The following is a 21,625-nucleotide window of genomic DNA, read 5'->3' as shown; positions in this document are numbered from 1 at the left end:
GGTGTGGGGAGGTCACCGGATGACCTCCGGACGTGGCCGAGCGAGACGACACTGAGACCGCCCGCGACATCCCGCCGTCTCCGGGCGCCCGGATGTCGCAGGCCTCCCCTATCGTGCCCGTATGCCGAAGCGGACCTACGGCGAGATCCCAGGCTTCCCACCGGGCTCGACCTTTGCTAACCGGACCGAGCTCGCGAAGTCCCAGGTTCACCGACCGAACCAAGGCGGCATCTGTGGCGGGGCCGACGGTGCAGAGTCCATCGTCGTGTCGGGCGGGTACGTGGACGATGAGGACTACGGCGACGAGATCGTCTACACGGGCCAGGGCGGCAACGACCCAAGCACAAAGCGGCAGATCGCAGACCAAAAGCTGATCCTCGGCAACCTCGGCCTTGCCAGGAGCCAGCTCGACGGCAACCCGGTTCGAGTGATCCGTGGCGCTGGAGGAGACCCTAAGCACTCACCGACGACGGGCCTCCGCTATGACGGCCTGTTTCGAGTAGTCGACCATTGGACGGCTACAGGCATCGATGGCTTCAAGATTTGGCGATACAGGTTGGTCGCCCTCGAAAGTGCGGACCCGCCGCCGGACCCCATTCAGAGCGACCCCGGCAAGCCTGTCAGCCGTGTCGAGACCACCATCCAGCGGCTGGTCAGAAGTACGGCCAAAGCCGTAGGCGTGAAGCGACTCCACGACTACACCTGCCAGATTTGCGGGGTACGACTCATCACTCCCGCCGGAGCATACGCCGAAGCCGCGCACATTCGGCCTTTGGGTAAGCCCCACAACGGCCCAGATGATGCGGACAACATTCTTTGCCTTTGCCCGAACCATCACCTCCTATTCGACACTGGGGCGATTTACATCGATTCTTCGGGTCAGGTTCGGGAGATCGGGAGCAATAGCGCCCTAGGTGATCTCAGGGTAACCAGCAGCCACCCGCTGAATTGGGCTCAGTTTGAATACCACCGAAAGCATCACGTGAGCGACGAGAAGACCGACTGAAATCCAACAAGCGTCTCCGATCCGAAGACAAGGAACCGCTGTGCTCGTAGACCCGACCGCTCGGCCTTGGGTAACGGTCGACGGCCCCTCACTTGTTCAGGCCGCGGCTGCGCTCCAACTCCTCCCCGAGAACCGCCCGGCCTATCTGCGCCTACAGCGTCTAGCGGCGATCGGTGCTGGGCTTCCGATACGAGGCAACGTGGGGAGGCTGTCCCCGAGCGGGTTGCGCCAGGCGCTACAACGCCCACCCGTCGAGGAGGTGCTACACAACGAGGATCCGCCGGAAGACCTCTTCACCTGCGACGTTCCCTTCCACGGCGGTCCACAACTCACAATCGAAGGGCTCTGCACAGAGGCCGGCCAGGTTGCCGGGCGCATGCTGCGGGCAATCTTCACGCCTCACGAAAATCTCCTACCCGAGGAATTCCGGCGCGATGCTTCACTTCTCGCAACAGCGCTGCTAAGGATCAGCGACCTTGTCTGCCGTCGCGCAGGACTGTATCGCGGCCAAATGCCGGGAACCAAGATGCGCGCGAAGGTATTCGTTCCAGGCCGAGAGACGCTCGAACGCCTTTCGCGGACCGTGCTCTTGACACCCACGGAGCTGGGCAGTCTTCTACCGACGGGCGCGATCGGGGTAGTGCACGACCTTGCATTGACTCCTAGGGCCGTCGATGCCTCTACGCCGGCGCCAGACGAAAACGCCCTCGTGGTCAGGCCGTTTCTGAAACTTGGTGAGGACCTTATCGTAGCCAATCCAGCCGAACTCTCGGGATCATTGCGCCACAATCTCGTCACCCTTGCACAGCGCCATGGTTGCATCGAGGAGCTGGCTGTGGCTATCCGACGGCAGGTAGCCAGGGAAGCGGCCATAACCCTACAGCTATTTGGGATGCGCCCACTCACTCCGGTCGAGAAAACGCCGGACCCTCTGATCATTCGTCAGCGCTTCGAGTTCGCCGATGACAAGTTCCTTGATCTCGCCATCCTTACTGACGACCTCCGCGATTACGCTGCCGATGATCCATTCGGCGTTTGGAGCGTTCCAGACCTGAGTCAGCGCTTACGGGAGGTAGTCGATTCGGCAGGAGACTCGGATCCGAAGGACGCGAACACGCTCCGCCTGATCCTGCAAGAACCTCTAGGTCGATCGTATACGCTCGGCCTGATGTCACCCCGGCGCGATGGGCCAATCATCATGGCGAGGCCGGCTGAACTAGAAGTTATTGGGGTCCTCGACGGGGCAGATCCGCTTGCCCTTTGGCGTTTCGCTCAAGCCGATGACCGGTTGCATGAGACGACTAGAGTCCTCTCATTCAGTACACTCGACCGGTACGGCTTGTATCGAAAAAGCGACTACAGTTTCTACCTCTCGGATGACCGTCGGCCGGACTCGCTGCACATCTCTACTGATTATTCTTTACCGCTTAAGGCGGAAGCTTACCGCAAGGTCGGCGCGCACGAAGTGCCTAGCCCTCGACGGCCGGCGTTCGTTCAGGTTGTGTCAATGCACGGCACCGACAATGCGCCGATCTACTTTGTGCACCCACGACACGAAGAAGATGAGAGGCTAGTCGAGCTCGGCGACCTCCATATATGGGTCGGTGCTGACGCAGAAACAGGCCCCAGGTTGAGAGGGTTTGTAAATGAAGTAGCAAACGCGGCAGCTTATTGGACCTGGCAACTTTTCCTGCATGTTCCCGGGTTCTTGCAAGGCTCTTCAGGCGATCGTCTTCGTGTCGAGCTGGCGATTGACGACGAGGAGGCATGGGTTTCAGCGCTGGCGGGATCGACTGACGAAGGTGCTGACAGCACTTGGATCTCCGCTAGCGATTCGACGCTGGGCAGCGCCAAGCTTTGCCTGCATGCGCGTGGAGCGCGGAGCCTCTTTTCTCAGAGGAACGAAGCAGACAGGCTTCTCGTCGCCGCCCTAGCCACTGCGCTTGCCGACGCAACAGGCATCGACCTAGAGGGGCTGGCTTCCATAGTCGACACGGTGGCACCGATTGGTCGAAAGAAGATCATTCGAACAAACACGCGCGCTGACGTTCTGCTTCGTCCCGCAACGTTCCGCGCGGCCCGGTTGGTTCAACCGGCCGTGACAGCCGTAGTCCTTGACCAGTTAGGCGATTGGCTCGCGGAAGCTGGCTACAGCGTCGGAGACATACCAGACGCCGATCGCACGAGCATACTTGGCGAGTGCGTTGACTACTATTTCAAGCGGATTCAGGCCGAGGTGGGCCAACTAGACCCGGACGGCTTGATCGAGTATCTCGTTAATCACGACGAGGCTAACCTGTACGCAGACGCGCTAGAGCGCCAATCGCTCGCATATCGCGTCGCGTGCTTCGGGGAGTCCCCGGAGTTGACGGAGGAGATCGCCCGCAGCGAGCGGAAGCGGACCGAGGCGGCGATCGCAAGTCGGTTCCTGGTCGAATACGTCGCCGCCACACCACCGTCAGGTACTAAGAAAATCTCGCTTGACGTATACGATCACCTTCTGGCATTGGCCGCTGAGATATATGCCCGCGCGACACTGTCGGACGCCATTCACTACCGATTCTCAGACGCGAAGTTGTCGGTGCTCGACTCCAAGCGCCTGGGAACTTCTCGTGGAGATAGGTACGAGATCGGCACAGGCGCCTTCGGGCAGGCTCAGGCAGAGGCAATCAGGCGGTTGGCGATCGAAACCGACTCCGCTCCCAAGGAGATGGCCGCATCACCTAGCATGCCGTCCTCTGCTGTTGAATCCGCAATCTTGGCCGAGTTCGGCTTCACATTGGCCGATCTTGCTGCGGGGATCGCCGAGCTCATTCGGCTTGGAGATGAAAGCTGCTCCGAGGAGCCTTGCCGCCTTCCCCGCCCAGTGGTGGAGCAGCGGTTGCGTGATTCGCTTGAGTGGGAAGACGGCAAGGTTAGCAAATTTATCGACAACCTTAGCCTTCGGCCTCGTCGCCGCTTCCTCTCCGTCGGCGCCGATGCTTATCCGTGGCGCTACAACAGGGAATGGTCGTACCTGCGCCGCCCTCTTGTGCAGTTGAACGGTCCACAAAATAGCCAAGACTTGGTGTGGGGTAATCGGCGTCTTTGGTCAGCGGGCGAGTATTGGTTTAATCTCATCTACTCGGGCCGAATGCGCGCAAAGACGCCGGAACTCAAGAGGGTGGTGAGCACCATCCGTCAAGAGGAGAATTCAGCCTTCGAGCAGTCCGTGGCCGACGCCTTCGGCCGAGGAGGATGTTCTCTTGCCGCCGCCCGACTTTCGAAGGTCGACGGAAAGAGACTACAGTCCAGCAATGGCGACGACCTTGGTGACATTGATGCGATCGGTATCCACGTTGATCGCCGCCTGGTCTTCGTAGGCGAAGCGAAGGACTTTGAACTAGCTCGCATACCCAGGGAACTTGCCCACGAAGCAGACAATCTCCTCTACGGCGACCGGAGTGCGTTGCGCAAACTGACCGGACGTGCCCAATGGGTGAGGCAGAACCTGCAGTCGGTCATAAAGCACTTCAAACTAGACGCAGACCTCGCCGGCTGGACAGTGGAACCAGTTATTGTGACGAGTCGTGACTTGGTCTCACCCCGACTCCTCGAATCGAACGTCCCCGTTATCGCTATTGAACAGGTCGAACGGTTCATTCAGGGAAAGGTAAGCCGTGCACGTCGTCCGCAGCCCAACCGAAGCTCCACGAAACGGAGGCGTTAAGTTAGACGGCCGCTTTCGCAACTACTCGGTCGAAATCAAGTAGCCGGCTACCTCGCTCATACTGGTGACGATGGCATTGGCTCCCGCGGCCCGGAACGCTGACACCTTCTGGGCTCGGTTTGCGTAGGCGATTACCCGCACTCCAGCTGCCCCGGCTCCCTCGATGTCCGAGAGCGAGTCACCGATAAGGACACAGCGGTCCGGCGCCACAGCGAGAGCTCGGACTGCTTGCAGGATCGGTTCAGGGTTAGGTTTCATCCGAGCCGGATCGGCGTACGACCGCCCGACCACCGGGGACACGTACCCGGCGAGTCGGTGTGCCCCTAGGTAAGCGCTGACCGCACCGGGAGAGTTGTTGCTGACTACCGCTACGGACAGCCCTGCCTGTCGCGCGGCCACGATGACCTCCCGCCCGTAAGGCGTAGGTTCGGCGGTATCGACCGCCCGGCGCTCGGCTGCGCAGAGCGCGTCCTCTACCGCCCGTGTCACACCCTGGTCGCCGGTCGCGCCGGTGCGGCGCAGCACCTCAAGCGGGTCCGTCTCGCGGGCGAGGTCCGGCGGGACGTCGACACTCTGCCGCCGCAGCACGTCAACTAGCTCGGCGGCAACCTGCGGCGCCGGGTAGCCGGCGAAGACGCTGCACACCGGCCCGTCGAAGTCGAGCAGCACCGCGCCGACCTCACTAAGCAGCCGGCCAAGGTCGGCGGTCATCCGTCATACCGGTAAGCGATGGTCGACCACACCGAGTCGAACCACTGGCGGGATGCCTCCACGAACTGCGTGCCGTGCGAGGTGTCATCGTCGGTCACCGCGTAGTGGAACAGCGGCACGTCCTTGCCCATCAGGTCGTAAATCGCCATGGGCTCGCCCTTGATTGAGACTGTGCGCTCAACGACCGGGTAGAAGCCGTAGAAGACCTCTTCGCCGTTCAGGATGTAGAGCTTGAACAGCGGGGATGCTCGGTGCATCCGCACCTCAACCAGGGCTGACCGAATGAGTCCGAGGTCGCCCAGCTCGGCGACCTGGTCGATGATGCCGTCTGCCGCCCGCCGGGTGATGCGTTCCGCGCGCTCGCGTACCGCTGGGTCGTCGGCCTGCGTCTCGGCCCGCGATGGCAGCGCCATCGGGACCGTCATGTCGGAGATCAGGACCCGTACGGCGATCGTCTCCGGTGCGAGCCGACCGACCCGCACCTTGTCGAGCGCTTCGGCGAGCGCATCGCGCAGCGTCTCCCCGGAGAACCCAGCGAAGTCGATGGTGACGTGCGGTCGCTCGAACGCCGCTTCAATGTGTGGACGCAGCTCGACGGCTCGCTGCGTCTGCGCTCGGACGAATGCGCCGCTGCCCTGCCGAGACACGATCAGCCGCTCTGCCCGAAGCAGTTCCAACGCTCGCTTGACCGTTTCCCGCGCTACGCCGTAGCGGGCGGCTAGCTCGGGCTGCGAAGGCAGCTTGTCGCCCGGGGCGAGCCGGCGCGTGAGGATGGCCGCCCGCAGCTTGTTCGCGATCTGCTGCGAAGCCTGTTTGGGGTCGTCGGGATCTAGCTGACCGAGGAAGTCAAGGTTCTCGCTCACCCGCACACGGTAGCGCTGACTAGCCAAGTAAGGAAAGTTTGCCGCGCCCCCTTGACCTGGCTAGCCAGGCAGACCTACGTTCATTGCGTCGGGCCTGGCTAGCCAGGCAAGACAAGCCGAGCGGAAGCCGGGGAAGGTGGCGCATGCGCTGCGCGCTCACGGGCCGGTCGTGTGGTCGTTCATTCAGAACTTCACAGCAGAAGCGCCGCGTAGATCCGTCTGCGGCATCCCCGCCTTGAGTCACACGGTGACCGACCTCGGTAGATCCCGAGCGAGCGGGCCGAGCGGGCCGGATCTTGGCGCGCGGTTTCGGCTTCTGCCTCTTGTTCGCTGTTCGTCCCGGGTGTGTGCGGCCGGTTTGGTCGCACCCCGGGGGCTCCCCACTTCATCGACTCCCCGGAGGTTTCCAGTGCGGAAGCACCTCGCCCCTGTCACTGCCGAGCCGGCCGCCGAAAACCTGGCAGCCATCGAGGCGGAGTGGCCGCTGATCGCGGCCGAGTTGGACGTACTCGACGCCGAAATCACCCTGCTTTACGCCGAGGACCACGGCGGACCGACTGCGCTGGACTGGCGTCGCCTGCGCCGGGCCGAGGCCCGCGTCACCCGCGCCGCCGCCGAGCTGGCCGCCCACCCGATCCCGCACCGCGCGGCCTGATGTCGCGCATCCGCGCCGCCTTTCACGATCCGGATGGAGCGCGGTACGGCATCCCCACCTACTGGTGGCGGGGTGCCCCGCCCGGCTACGCCACCCGCCGCCAACTGACCGCCGCCGGTCTACGGCCCGGTGGTCAACCGATTGCCGCTCAGGTGCTCTGGCGCGGCGTGGGCGGCACCCGCGCCGCCTACCTCTACCGGGTCGACCTGGCCCGGCCGAAGCGCACCGCCACCCCCGCCCAACGGCGCGCCATCGCCGCCGCGCTGACCGCCCGCCGCACCTGCCCGACCTGCCGGCAGGTGCGCGGCTACTACATTCCGCGCTCGCTGGGCGAATGCCTCGCGTGCGCCTACCCGTTGGAGGACGCAGCATGACCGCCCCCACGATCAACGGCACCCGCTACCCGCAGCCCCTCGAAGACCTGTTGCCCGCCGCCCGAGGGCTGGACCTGCCCGAGGGGCAGCGGTTCCCGTCGCGGAACCGGCTGATGCGTGAGTTCCGCATCGGCGCGCCGAAGGCTGGTGAACTCCTGGCCCTGCTCAAGGCCGAGCCCACCACCTTGCCGGTCGACAGCACCGCCCCGGACACCCCGGACCCGGCCGACGCACCGACCGTGCCCGAGCCCGCGCCGCCGGTCGCGGTGGACCCGACGCCCGCACCAGAGATCACGCCGTCTGAGCCGGACACCGAGGCCACGCCGGTCGGTCGCCCGGACACGCCCACCCCGGCCGCGCCGCCCGCGCCGGTTCGTTCGGCGGTGGTGTGGCCGGTGGTGCTGCTGGCGCTGCCGGCGTTCGTGGCGATCTGGTCCGGGTGGGTCGGACTCGGCGGACTCACCGGCTTCGGCGTGGTTCACCCGCTGCCGGGAATCTGGGACAGCTTCTCCATCAACTCCGCGATCACCCTGCCGATCGGGGTGGAGACCTACGGCGCGTACGCGCTGTACGTGTGGCTGTCCGGCCGGGTACCGGAGCGGGCACGCCGCTTCGCGAAGTGGTCCGCGATCGCCTCACTCCTGGTCGGCGCGCTCGGCCAGGTCGCCTACCACCTCCTGGAAGCCGCCGGCGTCACCGCCGCCCCGTGGTGGATCACCACCGCCGTCGCCTGCCTCCCGGTCGCAGTGCTCGGCATGGGCGCCGCACTGGCCCACCTGGTCCGCACGCACGACTAGCGCCGCCCGGCGGCACGGCCCTGGCCTCGCAAACCACGCCGTGCCGCCGGTCTCCCCATCCGGCATCACACCCTTAGGAGAGAGCACTGATGTTGTCACCTCTGCGGGCGCTGCGGCGAGCAGCGGCCCGGTTGCGTCCCCGCCGCCCCCTCTGGCTCGGCACTCCGCTGCGAGCCACGATCACCGCCGCCGCGTGCGGCGGCTACACGCTGCTCATCGACTACAGCCAGGGCACCGAATGGGTGGACCTGCCGCTTCGCATGGAGGACTACGACCGGCCCGACGAACGGGAGTTCACCGCCGTCGCCGCCGCCCTCGCCGAGCGTGGCCTCACCCGCACCACGCCGTGGCAGATCGACTCCTACGCCCGGCTGTGCGCCGACATCGCTGCCATCCGCACCACCTCCCGCATCCCCGCGACTCGCAAGGAGGCCCGCCGTGGCTAGCCCCACCCCTCACGATGACGACCGTTTCGACTGGCAGGCCGCCGAAGCGGACCTGACCGACCCCACCACCGGCGGGCCGGATGCCGAGGTGGTCGACCTGGACGACGCCCGCGCCCGCCGCACCCCCCGCCCGCGTCCCTCGGCCGACGACGACGCCCCGGACGACGCCGCCGACGACGCGGAGAGCGTGGACGACGGCCCGGACCGCGACGGCGGCCCGGTCGACACCGCCGACGACATCCCCCGTGACGTGCTGGCCCGGCAGCGGGACCGCCGGCCGATCCTGGCCGACTGGGCGCGTTCCTGGCGCGCCTTCCGTGCCGCGCTGCGCCACCAGGTCAAGGACGCCGGCTACGTCACCGCCTACCACGCCGTCAGGATGCCGAAGTACGCGGCGAAGACGGCCGTGTACGCGCCGCTGGGTCTGTTCCGGGGTGCCGGTCGGGCGCTGCGCTGGGCCAGCGCCGAGGAAGGCAACTGGCACCTGCGGCAGGCCGCCGCGTCCCGGGGGGATGCGGACACGTGGATGAAGCTCGACGCCCGCCGCCAGCGGCAGACGGTGTGGCGGTGGTGGGTGCTCGCCGCGACGGCTGCCGCCATGGTGGTCGGGGCGGTGGTGCTGGCGCTCGGCCCGGCGTGGTGGCGTTACGCCGCGCTGCTGGTGGTGGTGCCGTTGCTGGCGACGCTCGGGCGTCCGGCGGACAAGCCGCTCACCGACCGGGTGACCGAGGGCAGCCGCTACCGCAAGCTGACCGCCGACCTGGTGCGGCGGGCGCTCACGTCGCTGCAAATGAGCGGCATCAACAGCGCGGTAGCCAAAGACCCGAAGGCCATCTCGTTCCCGGTGGACATCCACCGTGACGGCCCTGGCCACCTGGCTGTGGTCGACCTGCCGTATGGGGTGGAGGCGGCCGAGGTGGTCGCCCGGCGGGGCAAGCTGGCCTCGGCGATGCGGCTTCCGCTGGATCAGGTGTGGCCCGAGCCCGCGCCGGGTCACACCGGCCGCCTGGCGCTGTGGGTGGGCTACGAACCGGCGTCGCAGATGAAGCAACCGCCGTGGCCGCTGCTGTCGGCCTCGGCGAAGGTGGACGTGTTCAAGGCGTTCCCGTTCGCCACCACGCCCCGCCTGGACACCGTGGCTGTGGATCTGATGTTCCGCAACTTCCTGTTCGGCGGGCAGCCGGGCAGCGGGAAGACGTTCGCGTTGCGGGATCTGATCCTGGCCGCCGCTCTCGACCCCCGCGCCGAGATCCGAGGCTACGAACTCAAGGGCGTCGGGGACTTCGCCGTCCTTGAGCCGGTGATGGCCGAGTACGGCAACGGCTTCGATGACGACACCCTCGCCCGCTGCTTCGCCTTCATCGAGTGGCTCTACGAGGAGTGCCGCCGCCGCTCCAAGCGCATCGAGCACTACGCCCGCCTCGGTAAGGCCCCGGAGAACAAGGTCACGCCGGAACTGGCGTCGCTCAAGGGGTCCGGCCTGCATCCCCTGGTGGCGTGGTTCGACGAGTTGCAAGAGCTGATGACCAGCAAGTACGGCAAAGACGCAGGCGAACTGCTGGAAAAGGTCATCAAGCTCGGCCGGGCGCTCGGCGTGATCATCATGATCGGCACGCAGATCCCCGACAAGGACAGCCTCCCGACGGGCATCACCCGCAACGTCAACAGCCGCTTCTGCCTCTCCGTCGCTGACCAGACCGCGAACGACATGATCCTTGGCACCTCGGCTTACAAGAACGGCTACCGGGCCACGGTGTTTCAGCCGGTGATTGAGGCGGGGTGGGGGATCCTGCGGGGGTTCGGGCCGAAGGCGTCGGCGGTGCGGTCGTTCTACGTCGACACCACCGCCGCCGCCCGCATCGTCACCCGCGCCGTCGCCCTCCGCCAGACCGCCGGGACGCTGCCCAAGCCGGACGAGCAGACCCGCGACATCGCGCCCGTGGCCGACGTACTCGGCGACCTGGCCCGCGTGTGGCCGGGCGACGACAAGGCCGCCTGGAACGAGACGCTGTGCGGCCTCCTGGCCGAGCTGCGACCCGACGTGTACGGCGGGTGGGAGGCGGCGCAGCTCACCACCGCGCTCAAGCCCCACCCGGCCGTGAAGGTCGCCGACGTCGGCCGCCGCATCGACGGCAAGCCGGTCACCCGGCGCGGCATCAAGCACGCCGACCTCCTGGCCGCGATTGCGGAGCGTGACCGCAAGCGGTCCGCCGGATAACCACCTCTGAGGGTGCTAGCGCTAGCGGCCCGTCCTGCTAGCGCTAGCACCCCCGCTAGCACCCCATCCGAATCATGAGCTGCCCGCTAGTAGCTAGCAGCTCACGGCCGCTCACACCCGAAAACCGGCCCGGGAGGCACTTGTGGACCCCCTGCTCACCCTCGCTAGCGGCACCGCCGCCATCCTCGCCCTGATCACGCTCGGTTACGCCGGGCTGTGCTGGGTCATCCCCTTCAAAACCTGCCAGCGGTGCGCCGGCACCGGCCGCACCACCACCCGCTTCCTGCACCGGCCCCGCGCCTGCCGCCGCTGCGACCGAGGCATGCGACTGCGCCTCGGACGGCGCGTCTACAACGTCCTCCACCGGCTGCGCGCCGAGGCCCACCGATGAACCGCCGCCGCCCCGACGACCACACCCCGTGGTGCGGACGGGACCACCGATGCGGCCTCGGCGAACACCGCTCACCCGAAATCGTGGTCGACATCCCCGGCCACGCCCGCGCCGTCCTCGTCCGGGTACGGACCACCACCGGGCGGGAACACGCCGAAGTGCGCGTCCGCGTGGCGCTCGCCCCGGGCGAGCTGGCCGCCCGCCGCCAGTTGGTGGGGCTGCTCGGCGACCTGCGCCAGGCCGTCACGCGCGCTGCGATCACCGCGCGGCCTCGGCCGAGGCGGGCCGCGCGGTGACCGGCAGGCGGTGGCTCGCCGCGTCCACGATCCTCGGCCGACCGGTCACCGACGCCGAGCCCTACCCGCACATCTGCGGGCGAACGCTGGCCGCCGCCGACGCCCAGAGCGGTCGGCCGGTCTACCTCCTGCGGCGTAACTGCGCCGCCTGCGCACAGGAGCGCCACGAACGCACCCACCAGCAGCCCGACCCGGCGGGCGGGGCGGTGGTCGACCTGGCCGCCACCCGCGCCCGCCGCACCACCCGAAGGGAGAGGCCCGTTGCCTGACCTGCTCACCGCCGCCCTGCGCTACGCCGCCCACGGGTGGCCCGTGTTCATGCTCGGCCGGTCGAAACGGCCCGTCGCCAACTGCCCCGCCTGCCCCAACGCAGACCAGGACCCCACCCACGATCAGGAAGCCTGCCGCTGCCTCACCTGCCACGGCTTCTACGCCGCCACCACCGACCCCACAAGGGTCGCCGCGATCGTCGCCGCCGTCCCGCGCGGGCAACTCGCCCTCCGCACCGGCACAGCCGCCGGGCTGGTGGTGGTCGACGTAGACCCCACCCACGGCGGTGCGGACACCCTGGCCCGGCTGATCGGTGCCGGTCTCACCCCGCCCACCGCGCGGGTGCTTACCGGGTCGGGCGGGCTGCACCTGTACTACCGGCATCCCGGCGGACGGGTGCCGTGCAGCCAGGGCAAGCCCGGTCAAGGGCTCGGCCCGGGGATCGACGTGAAAGCCGACGGCGGCTACGTGGTGCTGCCGCCGTCTATACATCCGCGTACCGGCCGCCCGTACCGGTGGGTGTCCGGCCAGACCGTGAGAGAGATGCCCCCCGCCCTGCTCACGGCATGCACCCGACCGCCGACACCACCCGTCCCGGCCGTGACCGGACCGACCCGGCTGCGTGAGGCGGGGGGCATCTCCCACCCCGACCGGCTCCTAGCCGCCCTGCTCGACCGGGTGACCTCAGCCGCCGAGGGCACCCGCCGCACCACCCTCTACGGCGCAGCCCGAGGCGTCGCCCGCATGGTCGCCGCCGGAGCCATCGACCCCGCCGACGCCATCACCGCCCTCACCAACGCCGGCCACCAAGCGGAGCAAACCGACCGCGATATCCGCGCCGCCATCCGTGGCGGCTTCCGAGACGAAGGAGTCGCCGCATGACCACCACCGAGCCCGTCGACGGGGCAGCCATCCTCGACGCCCTGCACGCCTGCCTGACCCGCTACGTCATCCTGCCCAGCGCCGAGGCCATCGACGCGGTGGCGCTGTGGATCGCCGCCACCCACGCCCAACCCGCGTGGGCGCACGCACCCCGCCTCGTGATCCGGGCACCCGAGAAGCGCTGCGGAAAATCGCGGCTGCTCGACGTGGTGGAAGGCTGCTGCCACAACCCACTCATCACCGTCAACGCATCCCCCGCCGCCGTCTACCGCGCCATCGGCAGCGACAACCCACCCACCCTGCTCGTGGATGAAGCCGACACCATCTTCGGCGGGAAGAACGCCGACGCGAACGAAGACCTACGCGGCCTGCTCAACGCCGGCCACCAACGCAACCGACCCGCAATCCGGTGGGACGCCGGCACCCAACGCCTGGAGAAGATCCCCACCTTCGCCATGGCCGCTCTCGCTGGCATCGGCGCGATGCCCGACACCATCGAAGACCGCGCCGTTGTCGTGCGCATGCGCCGCCGCGCCCCCGGCGAGACCGTCGCCCCCTACCGGCACCGCCGCGACGGCCCAGCGCTGAAAGCGATCGCGCAACGCCTCGGACAGTGGCTCGGCGCGCACCTCTCCACCCTCGAAGCCGCCGAACCACCGATGCCGGTCGAAGACCGCGCCGCCGACACCTGGGAACCCCTCGTCGCGGTCGCCGACCTCGCCGGTGGCACCTGGCCGCAGCGCGCCCGCCAGGCCGTCACCATCCTGACCGCCGAAGCCGACGAGTCCGGCAACGTCTCCACCCGCGTGCGGCTGCTCGCCGACGTGCGCACCGCCTTCACCGTGCTCGGCGACCCGCCCGCGGCTTCCACCCACGACCTACTCACCGCGCTCAACGGCGACGAAGAAGCCCCCTGGGCAGGATTCGGACCGACCGGGCTGACCGGCAAGCGCCTCGGCGACCTGCTCCGCGAGTTCGGCATCACCTCGACCACCATCCGATTCCCCGTCGGACAAGCCAAGGGCTACACCCGAGACGCCTTCACCGACGCATGGAACCGCTACTGCCCAGCACCCACCGCCGGACCATCCGTACCAAGCGTCCCAACCTCGTTTCCGCAGCTCATCCCCGGGACGGATTCCCTCACTGGTACGGATCAATCCGTACCACGAACCCCGCCCAACCGCGTCCCTGGTACGCATCAATCCGTACCAGCACACCAATCCGTACCGCATCTGAGCAGGAAAAACGAGCTTGGTACGGATGGTACGGATACCCCCCGGCCACGGGTCACCTCATATCGCCAGTGACGAACCGAGCCGCAGAAACGACCCGCTGAGAGCCACGCAGACGGTTGCCCCCAACGCCTTACACCGGGCCGCCGGAGATCTTGCCTCTACGGCGCTCTCAGCGGGCCGTTCTAACGACTGCCATCGATCCGCCTGCCTTACCTAGCCACTCACCCTCGCCCGACGAGAACGCCCACCACCGGCGCTCTCAACCCACCGGAACAACGGGGAGAAGCCGTGCCCACGCCAGAAAACCGCGTCGTCCTGACCATCGAAGAAGCCGCCCAACGACTCGGCATCGGCCGCACCACCATGTACGCACTCATCAAAACCGGCCAGATCCGCACCGTCACCATCGGCCGCCTCCGCCGCGTGCCGACCTTCTGCCTGGACGAGTACGTGCGGAACCTGCTCGCCGAACCGACCCAACTAGACCACGCCGCCTGACGAGAGGAGCCAGCCAATGGGACGCAAGCCAAACGGCGCATCCAGCATCTACCTTGGCGCAGACGGTTCCTGGCACGGCCGGGTCACCGTCGGCGTGAAGGACGACGGATCGCCGGACCGCCGCCACGTCCGCGGAAAGACCGAAGCCGCCGTCATCAAGAAGGTTCGGCTCCTGGAGCGCGAGCGGGACAGCGGCACTGTCCGCAAGGTCGGCCAGCGCTGGACGGTGAAGACCTGGCTCACTCACTGGGTAGAGAACATCGCTGCCCCGATCGTGCGAGAGAACACCCTCGCCGGCTACCGGGTGGCTGTCTACCGGCACCTCATCCCCGGTCTCGGCGCCCATCGCATCGAGCGCCTGGAGCCCGAGCACCTGGAGCGCTTCTACCGTCGGATGCAGGAGAACGGCAGCGCCCCGGCGACCGCTCACCAGGCACACCGCACGATCCGCACGGCGCTCAATGAGGCGGTGCGCCGGGGGCACCTCGTCAAGAACCCGGCCGCCCTCGCCAAAGCACCACGACTGCCCGAGATCGAGATTGAGCCGTACACGGTGTCCGAGGTACAGCGGTTGATGGCCGCAACCCGTGGCCGGCGCAACAGCGCGCGGTGGGCGATCGCGCTCGCCCTCGGCCTGCGCCAAGGGGAGGCGCTCGGCCTGCGCTGGTCGGATGTCGACCTGGACGCCGGGACGCTGACGGTGCGACGCGGCCGACAGCGGCCGCGGTGGGAGCACGGGTGCCGCTCGCCGTGCGGCCGAAAGCACGGCGGGCACTGTCCCGACCGCCGCCAGGTGCGGGCCGACACCGCTGAAACCAAGTCTCGGGCCGGTCGACGCAGCATCGGTCTCCCGGATGAGCTGGTGGCGCTGCTCCGCAAGCACCGCGACGAGCAGGACCAGGAGCGCGCCACCGCCGCCCAACTCTGGGAGGACGGCGACTGGCTGTTCGCCACCCCGACCGGCGGCCCGGTCAACCCACGCACCGACTACGACGAATGGAAGCGGCTGCTCAAGCTCGCCGGGCTGCGGGACGGCCGGCTGCACGATGCCCGGCACACCGCCGCCACGGTGTTACTGATCCTCGGGGTGGCCGAACGGGCGGTGATGGGAATCATGGGCTGGTCGAACTCGGCAATGGCGGCCCGGTACCAACACCTCACCGCTCAGGTGCGCCGGGACATCGCCCAGCGCGTCGGAGGGCTGCTGTGGGACACCCCGACAGAGGACCCGAAATCGACCTCTTGAGCAGCAACTGAGACCGAAACTGAGACCACAAGCGGAGCGCCCGGCCGATCCTCACGGATCGACCGGGCGTTCTCGCTGTTCACGAGCGGTGGCGGCGGGATTTGAACCCGCGGAGGGCGTAAACCCTCACACGCTTTCGAGGCGTGCTCCTTAGGCCACTCGGACACGCCACCGCCGACGAGGGTACAGGACCGCCGGCTTGGACGCCGAACCGGTATCCCTCGGCCCGGCCTGGCAGGATCTTTGCCATGAGTACGCACATCGGCGCTGAGCCGGGAGAGATCGCCGAGCGGGTCCTGATGCCGGGCGACCCGCTGCGGGCCAAGTGGATCGCGGAGACCTACCTGGAGGGGGCCCGCTGCTACACGACGGTGCGCGGCATGCTGGGCTTCACCGGCCGGTGGAACGGTGTCGACGTGTCCGTCCAGGGCTCCGGCATGGGCATGCCGTCCGCCTCGATCTACGCCCACGAGCTGGTAAACGAGTACGGCGTGAAGTCGCTGATCCGGGTCGGCTCCTGCGGTGCCCTGACCGAGGATCTGCAACTGCGGGACGTGGTGGCGGCGATCGGCTCGTCCACCGACTCGAACATGAACCGGATGCGCTTCGACGGGCTGATCGACTACGCCCCGGTGGCCGACTTCGGGCTGCTGCGTACCTCGGTCGAGGTGGCCGAGCGGCGCGGCATCAGCATGCGGGTGGGGCCGATCCTGGCGGCGGACGCCTTCTACACGGACCGGCCCGACCTGTACGACAGGCTGGCCGACTACGGCGTGCTGGCGGTGGAGATGGAGTCGGCGGCGCTCTACACGATCGCGGCGCGCTTCAAGGCCCGCGCGCTGACCATCCTGACCGTCAGCGATCACATCAAGACCGGCGAGAAGACCACGTCGCAGGAGCGTGAGCAGACGTTCGGCCAGATGGTCGAGATCGCGCTGGACACCATCATCGCCTGACCTGATCGATCCAGGGCCGCCCCGTCACCGCTCGGTGGCGGGGCGGTTGCGCGTTACCCGGGTCACAAAAATAAATACGACCGGTCGTGCTTGTTTCCCCTAGGCTGATCGCATGACCTCCGACGGCCGCGTCGCCCGCGGCGACCGCACCCGCACCGCGGTGCTGGACACCGCCGTGGCGCTGGCGACCGAGGTCGGCCTGCACGGTCTGTCCCTGGCCCAGCTCGCCGACCGGCTGGAGGTGAGCAAGTCCGGCCTCTTCGCGCACTGGCGCTCCAAGGAGGCACTGCAACTCGCCACAGTCGACCGGGCCGTGGCGCAGTGGCAGGAACGGATCGTCACCCCCGCTCTGAGCGCGCCACGAGGCGTACGCCGGCTGCGCGCGCTGCACGAGGCCCGGATCGACTTCTACGCCGCCCGGGTGCTGCCCGGCGGCTGCTTCTTCGCCAACACCGAGTTCGAGTACAACGCCCGCCCCGGCCCGGTCCGGGACCGGCTCGCCGAGGCGTTCGCCAGGTGGACCGCACTGCTGGAGCGCCTCGTGCAGGAGGCGGTCGACCTCGGCGAGCTTCCCGCCGACCTGGACGTGCCGCTGCTCGCGTACGAGATCGACGCGCTGGGGATCAGCGCGGTGATGCGGTCCCGGCTGCTCGACCCGGACGCCACCTACCGGCACGCCCGCCAGGGCCTGCTGACCCGGCTGCGGGCGCTCTGCCCGGATCCGACCCTGCTACCGGAAGGCCAGTCATGAGCCACGCCACCGCTGACCGGCAGGTCGCCGAGTTCGGGCACGTCGAGCACGTGCCGGTGCACTTCGACGACCTCGACGCCATGGGCATCCTGCACAACGCCCGCTACGCCGTGCTGCTGGAACGCGCCCTGACTCCCTACTGGGCCGAGCGCGGCGTCGCCTTCCGGGGCGACGTGCACGCCACCCCCGACGTGTTCCACGCGGTCCGTGAGTTCACCATCACCTACCAGGCGCCGGTCGTCGGCGTCGGCACGGTGGCTGTGCACTTCTGGCTCGAACACTTCGGCACCAGCAGCGCCCGCTACGCCTTCGAGTTCCGCTCGGTGGACGGCGCGACCGTGCACGCCACCGGCACCCGGTCGATCGTCCGGCTGGACCCGGCCACGCTGCGCCCGACCGCCTGGACCGAGGTCGGCCGAGCGGTCGCCGCGACGCTGCTGCGCCCCGCCCCGGCCGACGCCTGAGACCTGGCGGTCAGCGGAAGAAGGCGCGCAGCAACGTCGCGCTCTCGCGTTCCAGTACGCCGCCGTACACCTCGGGGCGATGCGTGACGCGGCGGTCGCGCAGCACGTCCCAGAGCGACCCGACCGCGCCCGTCTTGGGTTCCCAGGCGCCGAACACCACTGTCGAGACGCGGGCCAGCGCGATCGCCCCGGCGCACATGGTGCACGGTTCCAGCGTCACCACGAGCGTGCAGTCGTCCAGCCGCCAGCGGCCCAGCCGCTGCGCGGCCCGGCGCAACGCCAGCACCTCGGCGTGCGCGGTCGGGTCGCCGGTCAGCTCCCGCTCGTTGCGTCCGATCGCCAGCTCGGCGCCGTCGGGTCCGTAGAGCACCGCGCCGACCGGCACGTCGTCGGCGTCGGGGGTCGCATCGTCCGGGCCGGTCACCGCGACCTCCAGGGCCCGGCGCATCCACAGCTCGTGCCGCTGCCGGCGGCCGATCGCGCCCGGGTCGGCGAGCGCCTCGTCGGCGCCCGGACCGACGCGCCCGGCCCGGCCGGGGGTAGGCTGCCCCGGGCGTACGGTCTCCAGCGCCGGATCTGTCGCGTCGGCCGGTTCGGCGGCGCCGGGCGTCAGGGACTCCCCGGGCTCAGACCTCACGCAGCTCCTCGACCTCGTCCGCGCAGCCGAGCACCTGGCAGATCTCGGCTGTCACGTCGGCCGGCATGGAGCCCTCGTGCGCGCAGAGCGCCAGCAGCTTCTGCGCCGGGATGCCCAGGTCGGCGAGGAGGTCGGCGTCACCGACCGGGTCGGCCTCCGGGTCGACAGCGGGTTGCTCGGTGTCGTCGTCGCCGCCGGAGGCGCGCGGCTCGTCGACCTCCTCCAGCCCAGTCACCGAGGTCTTCAGGTCGCCGACGAGCAGCGCGCCCAGCCGGGACTCCTCCGCGTACGCCGAGTCCGAGCCGAAGACCCGCAGGTCCTCCCCCTCGTCCAGGCGCAGGATGACCAGGTACGTGTCGTCGGCCTCGACGAACAGCAGCGAGAGGTCGGCGTCCGGCTCGACGTCGCGCAGCCGGTCGGCGACCTCCTCGATGTCGGTGACGCCCCGCAGGCTCACCTCACCGGCGGTCCAGCCGCCGTCGACGCGCGCCACGGCAGCAGCGAAGTACGACACGGTCCCCCCAAATCAGCCTCGGCAGCACGCCGACACGTCACGCGATGCACGTTAACCGGTCGGGTCGGCAGGCGAGCGGTCAACGCCCCGTATGGGCCGGCCGTTCCTGAAGAGAAAGCCGGTCAGCCGACGACGCGCCGGCGGGTGGCGATGAGTTGGCGCAGCCGCTCGGTGCGGGCCCGCTGCGGCCGCTGGCGCTGCTGTACCGCACGGGCACCGGCCAACTCGGCGAGGAGTTGCAGGCGTCGGCGGCTCCGATCGGGGTCGAGCCGCGGCGGTGTGGTCCAGGCCATACCGCGAGCGTGGACCGTCCTCAGGCGTACGTCAAGGTGGCCTTCGCTACGCAGCGAAACCGGCACCGAAGGTCACCAGAGCGGCCAGTCCCCGGTCTGCGCCCACCGCATCGCGACTATCGCTGCGGCGATGCTCCAGCCACCCGCGGTGACGATCGCTACGCCCGTCGCCACCCCCCGGTCGCCGTGGCGGACCAGCACCGCGGCGGCCAGCCAGGCCAGGCCGCCGGCCAGCAGCGTCCACCAGGCGTAACCGGCGACGCCGCCGCCGACCAGCCCGAACAACAGCAACCAGGCGAACGCGACCAGCGCACCGACAGCGACGCCGGCGCCGGTGATCGGGTACGGCTCGCGGTAGCTGGGCCGCATCGACGTGCTCGACGGGAACAGCCCCGAGGGCGTACGTGGTGGCGGGAACGCCCCCGGACCGGTCCCCTCGGGTCCGCCGTGCCACCCGTGCGTCACCGCCGCCCCCTTTCCCGGACCGTCCGTCCCGCGTTCGGCTTTCGTCCCTACGGTAGTGGTCTGTCAGGATGACCGGATGCGCTCGCCATCGATCGGACGCCGCGCGCGGCCGGCGTACCCGGTCCTGCTGCTCGTCGCGGCGCTCGTCGCCGGGTGCGGCGCCCCTACCGGGCGCGCCGACAGGTGGCAGGAACCGAGTCCGATCGCGACGGCGGCGCAGCCCGCCGACCCGGCCCCGCCGGTCGCCTCCTCGTCCGCCGCGCCGTCGCCGGCGCGCACCGACGCGAAGCGGGTCTTCCCGGTACGGGCCGGCAACGTCGACTACCACCCGACGCACGGCGGCTACCCGGGCACCGACGTGTTCGCCGACTGCGGGGAACCGGTGGTGGCGGTGACCGACGGCGTCGTGCTGGAGGTGAGCCGCGTCGACCGGTTCGACAAGCGCGGGCCGCTGGGCCCGGACAACGGTGGGCTCTCCGTCTCGCTGCTCGGCGACGACGGGGTGCGCTACTACGGCTCGCACCTGAGCGCGATCACTGCGGGTGTCGACGCCGGGGTACGGGTGCGTGCCGGGCAGCAGCTCGGCGAGGTGGGCCGTACGGGGAACGCCAACAACGTCTGCCACCTGCACTTCGGGCTCTCCCCGAAATGCACGGGCGCGGACGACTGGTGGATCCGCCGGGGCGTGGTCTGGCCGGCGCCGTACCTGAACTCGTGGCGCAAGGGCGGCAACCGCTCGCCGGTCGCCGAGGTCACCGCCTGGCAGCGCAAGCACGGCTGCCCGGCTTCGCCCGGCCGGTCCACCCGCAGCGGCTGACCGACTCGCGGTTGCGGGGCCACGCGGCGGACGGCGTATGCGCGTAGGTTCCAGGACATGAGTGCCCGGGATCCCCTCGCCGACCTGCGCCGGATCGCGTTCCTGCTGGAACGGGCGAACGAGGCCACGTACCGGGTCCGGGCGTTCCGGTCGGCGGCGAAGACGCTCGGCGCGCTGCCCGCCGCCGAGGTGGCCGAGCGGGCCCGCACCGGCAAGCTGACCGAGCTGTCCGGCGTCGGTGACGTCACCGCCCGCTGCGTGGCCGAGTCGCTGGCCGGCGAGGAGCCGGTCTATCTGCGCCGCCTGCTGGCGACCGAGGGCACCGACCTGGACGAGGCGGCGGCGAAGCTGCGGGACGCGCTGCGCGGCGACTGCCACACCCACTCGGACTGGTCCGACGGCGGCTCACCGATCGAGGAGATGGCGCTGGCGGCGGTCGAGCTGGGCCACGAGTACATGGTGCTCACCGACCACTCGCCGCGGCTGACTGTGGCCCGGGGCCTGACCGCGGAGCGGCTGCGCAAGCAGCTCGACCGCGTCGCCGCCGTCAACGAGGCGCTGCCGAAGGGCTTCCGCCTCCTCACCGGCATCGAGGTGGACATCCTCGCCGACGGCTCACTCGACCAGGACGAGGACCTGCTGGCGCGCCTCGACGTGGTGGTCGGCTCGGTGCACAGCGGCCTCAACGACGACCGGGCGAAGATGACCCGCCGGATGCTGACCGCGATCGCGAACCCGCACCTGGACATCCTCGGCCACTGCACCGGCCGGATGGTCTCCTCCCGGCCCGCCGGGGTGACCGGGCCGGGCGACCGGGGGCACCGGGCGCGTACCCGCAAGGAGAGCGAGTTCGACGCGGACGCCGTCTTCGCCGCCTGTGCCGAGCACGACGTGGCCGTCGAGATCAACTCCCGGCCGGAGCGGCAGGACCCGCCGAAGCGGCTGATCCGCCTCGCGCTGGAGGCCGGGTGCCGGTTCGCCATCGACACCGACGCGCACGCGCCGGGCCAGCTCGACTGGCAGCGCTTCGGCTGCGAGCGTGCCGCGCTGTGCGGCGTACCGGCGAAGCGGGTGGTGAACACCTGGACGGCCGACCGCCTGGTGAAGTGGACGACCGGCCGTAGCTGA

Annotated in this window: 25 protein-coding genes and 1 tRNA gene; 19 read left to right on the top strand and 7 right to left on the bottom strand. The window is 69.1% G+C overall.

All coding sequences use genetic code 11. The annotated features are described in order from the left end of the window. Positions 1-121 precede the first annotated feature (121 nt). Together BFV98_RS20525 and BFV98_RS31985 are read left to right on the top strand one after the other, a co-directional pair. Entirely contained in the window at positions 122-1,006 is an 885-nt protein-coding gene (locus tag BFV98_RS20525; RefSeq protein WP_071097473.1) for a YDG/SRA domain-containing protein, read from the top strand. Positions 1,007-1,046: 40 nt separating this feature from the next. Further along, positions 1,047-4,715 (top strand): hypothetical protein, encoded by a 3,669-nt coding sequence (locus BFV98_RS31985; RefSeq protein WP_143025348.1) that lies wholly within the window; start codon positions 1,047-1,049, stop codon positions 4,713-4,715. A gap of 21 nt (positions 4,716-4,736) precedes the next feature. Here BFV98_RS31985 and BFV98_RS20520 read toward each other — a convergent pair whose 3' ends face one another. Together BFV98_RS20520 and BFV98_RS20515 are read right to left on the bottom strand one after the other, a co-directional pair. Continuing rightward, on the bottom strand, positions 4,737-5,426 hold the full coding sequence (locus tag BFV98_RS20520; RefSeq protein WP_071097471.1) for an HAD family hydrolase: 690 nt from the start codon (positions 5,424-5,426) through the stop codon (positions 4,737-4,739). Beyond that, on the bottom strand, positions 5,423-6,289 hold the full coding sequence (locus BFV98_RS20515) for a GntR family transcriptional regulator (protein WP_071097469.1): 867 nt from the start codon (positions 6,287-6,289) through the stop codon (positions 5,423-5,425). The genes BFV98_RS20520 and BFV98_RS20515 overlap by 4 nt, the downstream gene beginning before the upstream one ends. Positions 6,290-6,698: 409 nt before the next feature. On the opposite strand from BFV98_RS20515, the gene BFV98_RS20510 reads away from it, so the two are divergent. The 12 genes from BFV98_RS20510 (at position 6,699) to BFV98_RS20455 (ending at position 15,600) form a co-directional block, all read left to right on the top strand. Continuing rightward, on the top strand, positions 6,699-6,944 hold the full coding sequence (locus BFV98_RS20510; protein WP_071097467.1) for a DUF6284 family protein: 246 nt from the start codon (positions 6,699-6,701) through the stop codon (positions 6,942-6,944). Next, positions 6,944-7,318, top strand: coding sequence for an RRQRL motif-containing zinc-binding protein (locus BFV98_RS20505; RefSeq protein WP_071097465.1), 375 nt, complete (start codon positions 6,944-6,946; stop codon positions 7,316-7,318). The genes BFV98_RS20510 and BFV98_RS20505 overlap by 1 nt, the downstream gene beginning before the upstream one ends. Beyond that, entirely contained in the window at positions 7,315-8,115 is an 801-nt protein-coding gene (locus BFV98_RS20500) for an ABC transporter permease (RefSeq protein WP_071097463.1), read from the top strand. Before BFV98_RS20505 ends, BFV98_RS20500 begins: the two co-directional genes overlap by 4 nt. Before the next feature lie 89 nt (positions 8,116-8,204). Further along, positions 8,205-8,561, top strand: coding sequence for a hypothetical protein (locus BFV98_RS20495; RefSeq protein ID WP_071097461.1), 357 nt, complete (start codon positions 8,205-8,207; stop codon positions 8,559-8,561). Beyond that, positions 8,554-10,779, top strand: coding sequence for a cell division protein FtsK (locus BFV98_RS20490; RefSeq protein ID WP_071097460.1), 2,226 nt, complete (start codon positions 8,554-8,556; stop codon positions 10,777-10,779). Before BFV98_RS20495 ends, BFV98_RS20490 begins: the two co-directional genes overlap by 8 nt. Before the next feature lie 142 nt (positions 10,780-10,921). Continuing rightward, positions 10,922-11,170: a hypothetical protein gene (locus BFV98_RS20485; protein WP_071097458.1), complete on the top strand. Its 249-nt coding sequence runs from the start codon at positions 10,922-10,924 to the stop codon at positions 11,168-11,170. Further along, positions 11,167-11,466, top strand: a complete 300-nt coding sequence (locus tag BFV98_RS20480; protein ID WP_071097456.1) for a hypothetical protein — start codon at positions 11,167-11,169, stop codon at positions 11,464-11,466. Before BFV98_RS20485 ends, BFV98_RS20480 begins: the two co-directional genes overlap by 4 nt. After that, the gene (locus BFV98_RS20475) at positions 11,463-11,735 is read left to right on the top strand and encodes a hypothetical protein (protein ID WP_071097454.1); all 273 of its coding nucleotides are present in this window, start codon (positions 11,463-11,465) and stop codon (positions 11,733-11,735) included. Before BFV98_RS20480 ends, BFV98_RS20475 begins: the two co-directional genes overlap by 4 nt. Then, positions 11,728-12,618 carry a bifunctional DNA primase/polymerase gene (locus BFV98_RS20470; protein ID WP_071097452.1) on the top strand — a complete coding sequence of 297 codons (891 nt, stop codon included), beginning with the start codon at positions 11,728-11,730 and terminating at the stop codon, positions 12,616-12,618. The genes BFV98_RS20475 and BFV98_RS20470 overlap by 8 nt, the downstream gene beginning before the upstream one ends. Beyond that, positions 12,615-13,928 carry a DUF3631 domain-containing protein gene (locus BFV98_RS20465; RefSeq protein WP_071097451.1) on the top strand — a complete coding sequence of 438 codons (1,314 nt, stop codon included), beginning with the start codon at positions 12,615-12,617 and terminating at the stop codon, positions 13,926-13,928. Before BFV98_RS20470 ends, BFV98_RS20465 begins: the two co-directional genes overlap by 4 nt. A 216-nt stretch (positions 13,929-14,144) precedes the next feature. Beyond that, positions 14,145-14,354, top strand: a complete 210-nt coding sequence (locus BFV98_RS20460) for a helix-turn-helix domain-containing protein (protein ID WP_071097449.1) — start codon at positions 14,145-14,147, stop codon at positions 14,352-14,354. A 16-nt stretch (positions 14,355-14,370) separates the two neighbouring features. Beyond that, positions 14,371-15,600, top strand: coding sequence for a tyrosine-type recombinase/integrase (locus BFV98_RS20455; protein WP_071097447.1), 1,230 nt, complete (start codon positions 14,371-14,373; stop codon positions 15,598-15,600). Positions 15,601-15,686: 86 nt separating this feature from the next. Here the strand turns inward: BFV98_RS20455 and BFV98_RS20450 are convergent. Beyond that, a tRNA-Ser gene (locus tag BFV98_RS20450) sits at positions 15,687-15,773 on the bottom strand. Positions 15,774-15,848: 75 nt separating this feature from the next. On the opposite strand from BFV98_RS20450, the gene deoD reads away from it, so the two are divergent. The 3 genes from deoD (at position 15,849) to BFV98_RS20435 (ending at position 17,771) form a co-directional block, all read left to right on the top strand. Next, positions 15,849-16,556, top strand: a complete 708-nt coding sequence (deoD, locus tag BFV98_RS20445) for a purine-nucleoside phosphorylase (protein ID WP_013289061.1) — start codon at positions 15,849-15,851, stop codon at positions 16,554-16,556. A 112-nt stretch (positions 16,557-16,668) separates the two neighbouring features. After that, entirely contained in the window at positions 16,669-17,307 is a 639-nt protein-coding gene (locus tag BFV98_RS20440) for a TetR/AcrR family transcriptional regulator (protein WP_030274957.1), read from the top strand. Then, positions 17,304-17,771: a thioesterase family protein gene (locus BFV98_RS20435; RefSeq protein WP_013289063.1), complete on the top strand. Its 468-nt coding sequence runs from the start codon at positions 17,304-17,306 to the stop codon at positions 17,769-17,771. The genes BFV98_RS20440 and BFV98_RS20435 overlap by 4 nt, the downstream gene beginning before the upstream one ends. Positions 17,772-17,781: 10 nt before the next feature. Here BFV98_RS20435 and BFV98_RS20430 read toward each other — a convergent pair whose 3' ends face one another. From BFV98_RS20430 to BFV98_RS20420, 4 genes are all read right to left on the bottom strand, one after another. After that, positions 17,782-18,249, bottom strand: coding sequence for a nucleoside deaminase (locus BFV98_RS20430; RefSeq protein ID WP_030274955.1), 468 nt, complete (start codon positions 18,247-18,249; stop codon positions 17,782-17,784). Positions 18,250-18,397: 148 nt separating this feature from the next. Then, entirely contained in the window at positions 18,398-18,922 is a 525-nt protein-coding gene (locus tag BFV98_RS20425) for a tRNA adenosine deaminase-associated protein (RefSeq protein WP_013474946.1), read from the bottom strand. A gap of 122 nt (positions 18,923-19,044) precedes the next feature. Further along, complete coding sequence (locus BFV98_RS32315) at positions 19,045-19,215, bottom strand: hypothetical protein (protein WP_018786529.1); 171 nt, start codon at positions 19,213-19,215, stop codon at positions 19,045-19,047. Between the two features lie 72 nt (positions 19,216-19,287). After that, positions 19,288-19,584: a hypothetical protein gene (locus BFV98_RS20420; RefSeq protein WP_013289066.1), complete on the bottom strand. Its 297-nt coding sequence runs from the start codon at positions 19,582-19,584 to the stop codon at positions 19,288-19,290. Positions 19,585-19,756: 172 nt separating this feature from the next. On the opposite strand from BFV98_RS20420, the gene BFV98_RS20415 reads away from it, so the two are divergent. Further along, complete coding sequence (locus BFV98_RS20415) at positions 19,757-20,497, top strand: M23 family metallopeptidase (RefSeq protein WP_071097446.1); 741 nt, start codon at positions 19,757-19,759, stop codon at positions 20,495-20,497. Between the two features lie 57 nt (positions 20,498-20,554). Continuing rightward, positions 20,555-21,625 (top strand): PHP domain-containing protein, encoded by a 1,071-nt coding sequence (locus BFV98_RS20410; protein ID WP_030274952.1) that lies wholly within the window; start codon positions 20,555-20,557, stop codon positions 21,623-21,625.

Source organism: Micromonospora sp. WMMB235, from assembly GCF_001855515.1.
GTDB classification, from domain to species: Bacteria; Actinomycetota; Actinomycetes; order Mycobacteriales; family Micromonosporaceae; genus Micromonospora; species Micromonospora aurantiaca.
This window is presented reverse-complemented; position numbering and strand designations above follow the sequence as displayed.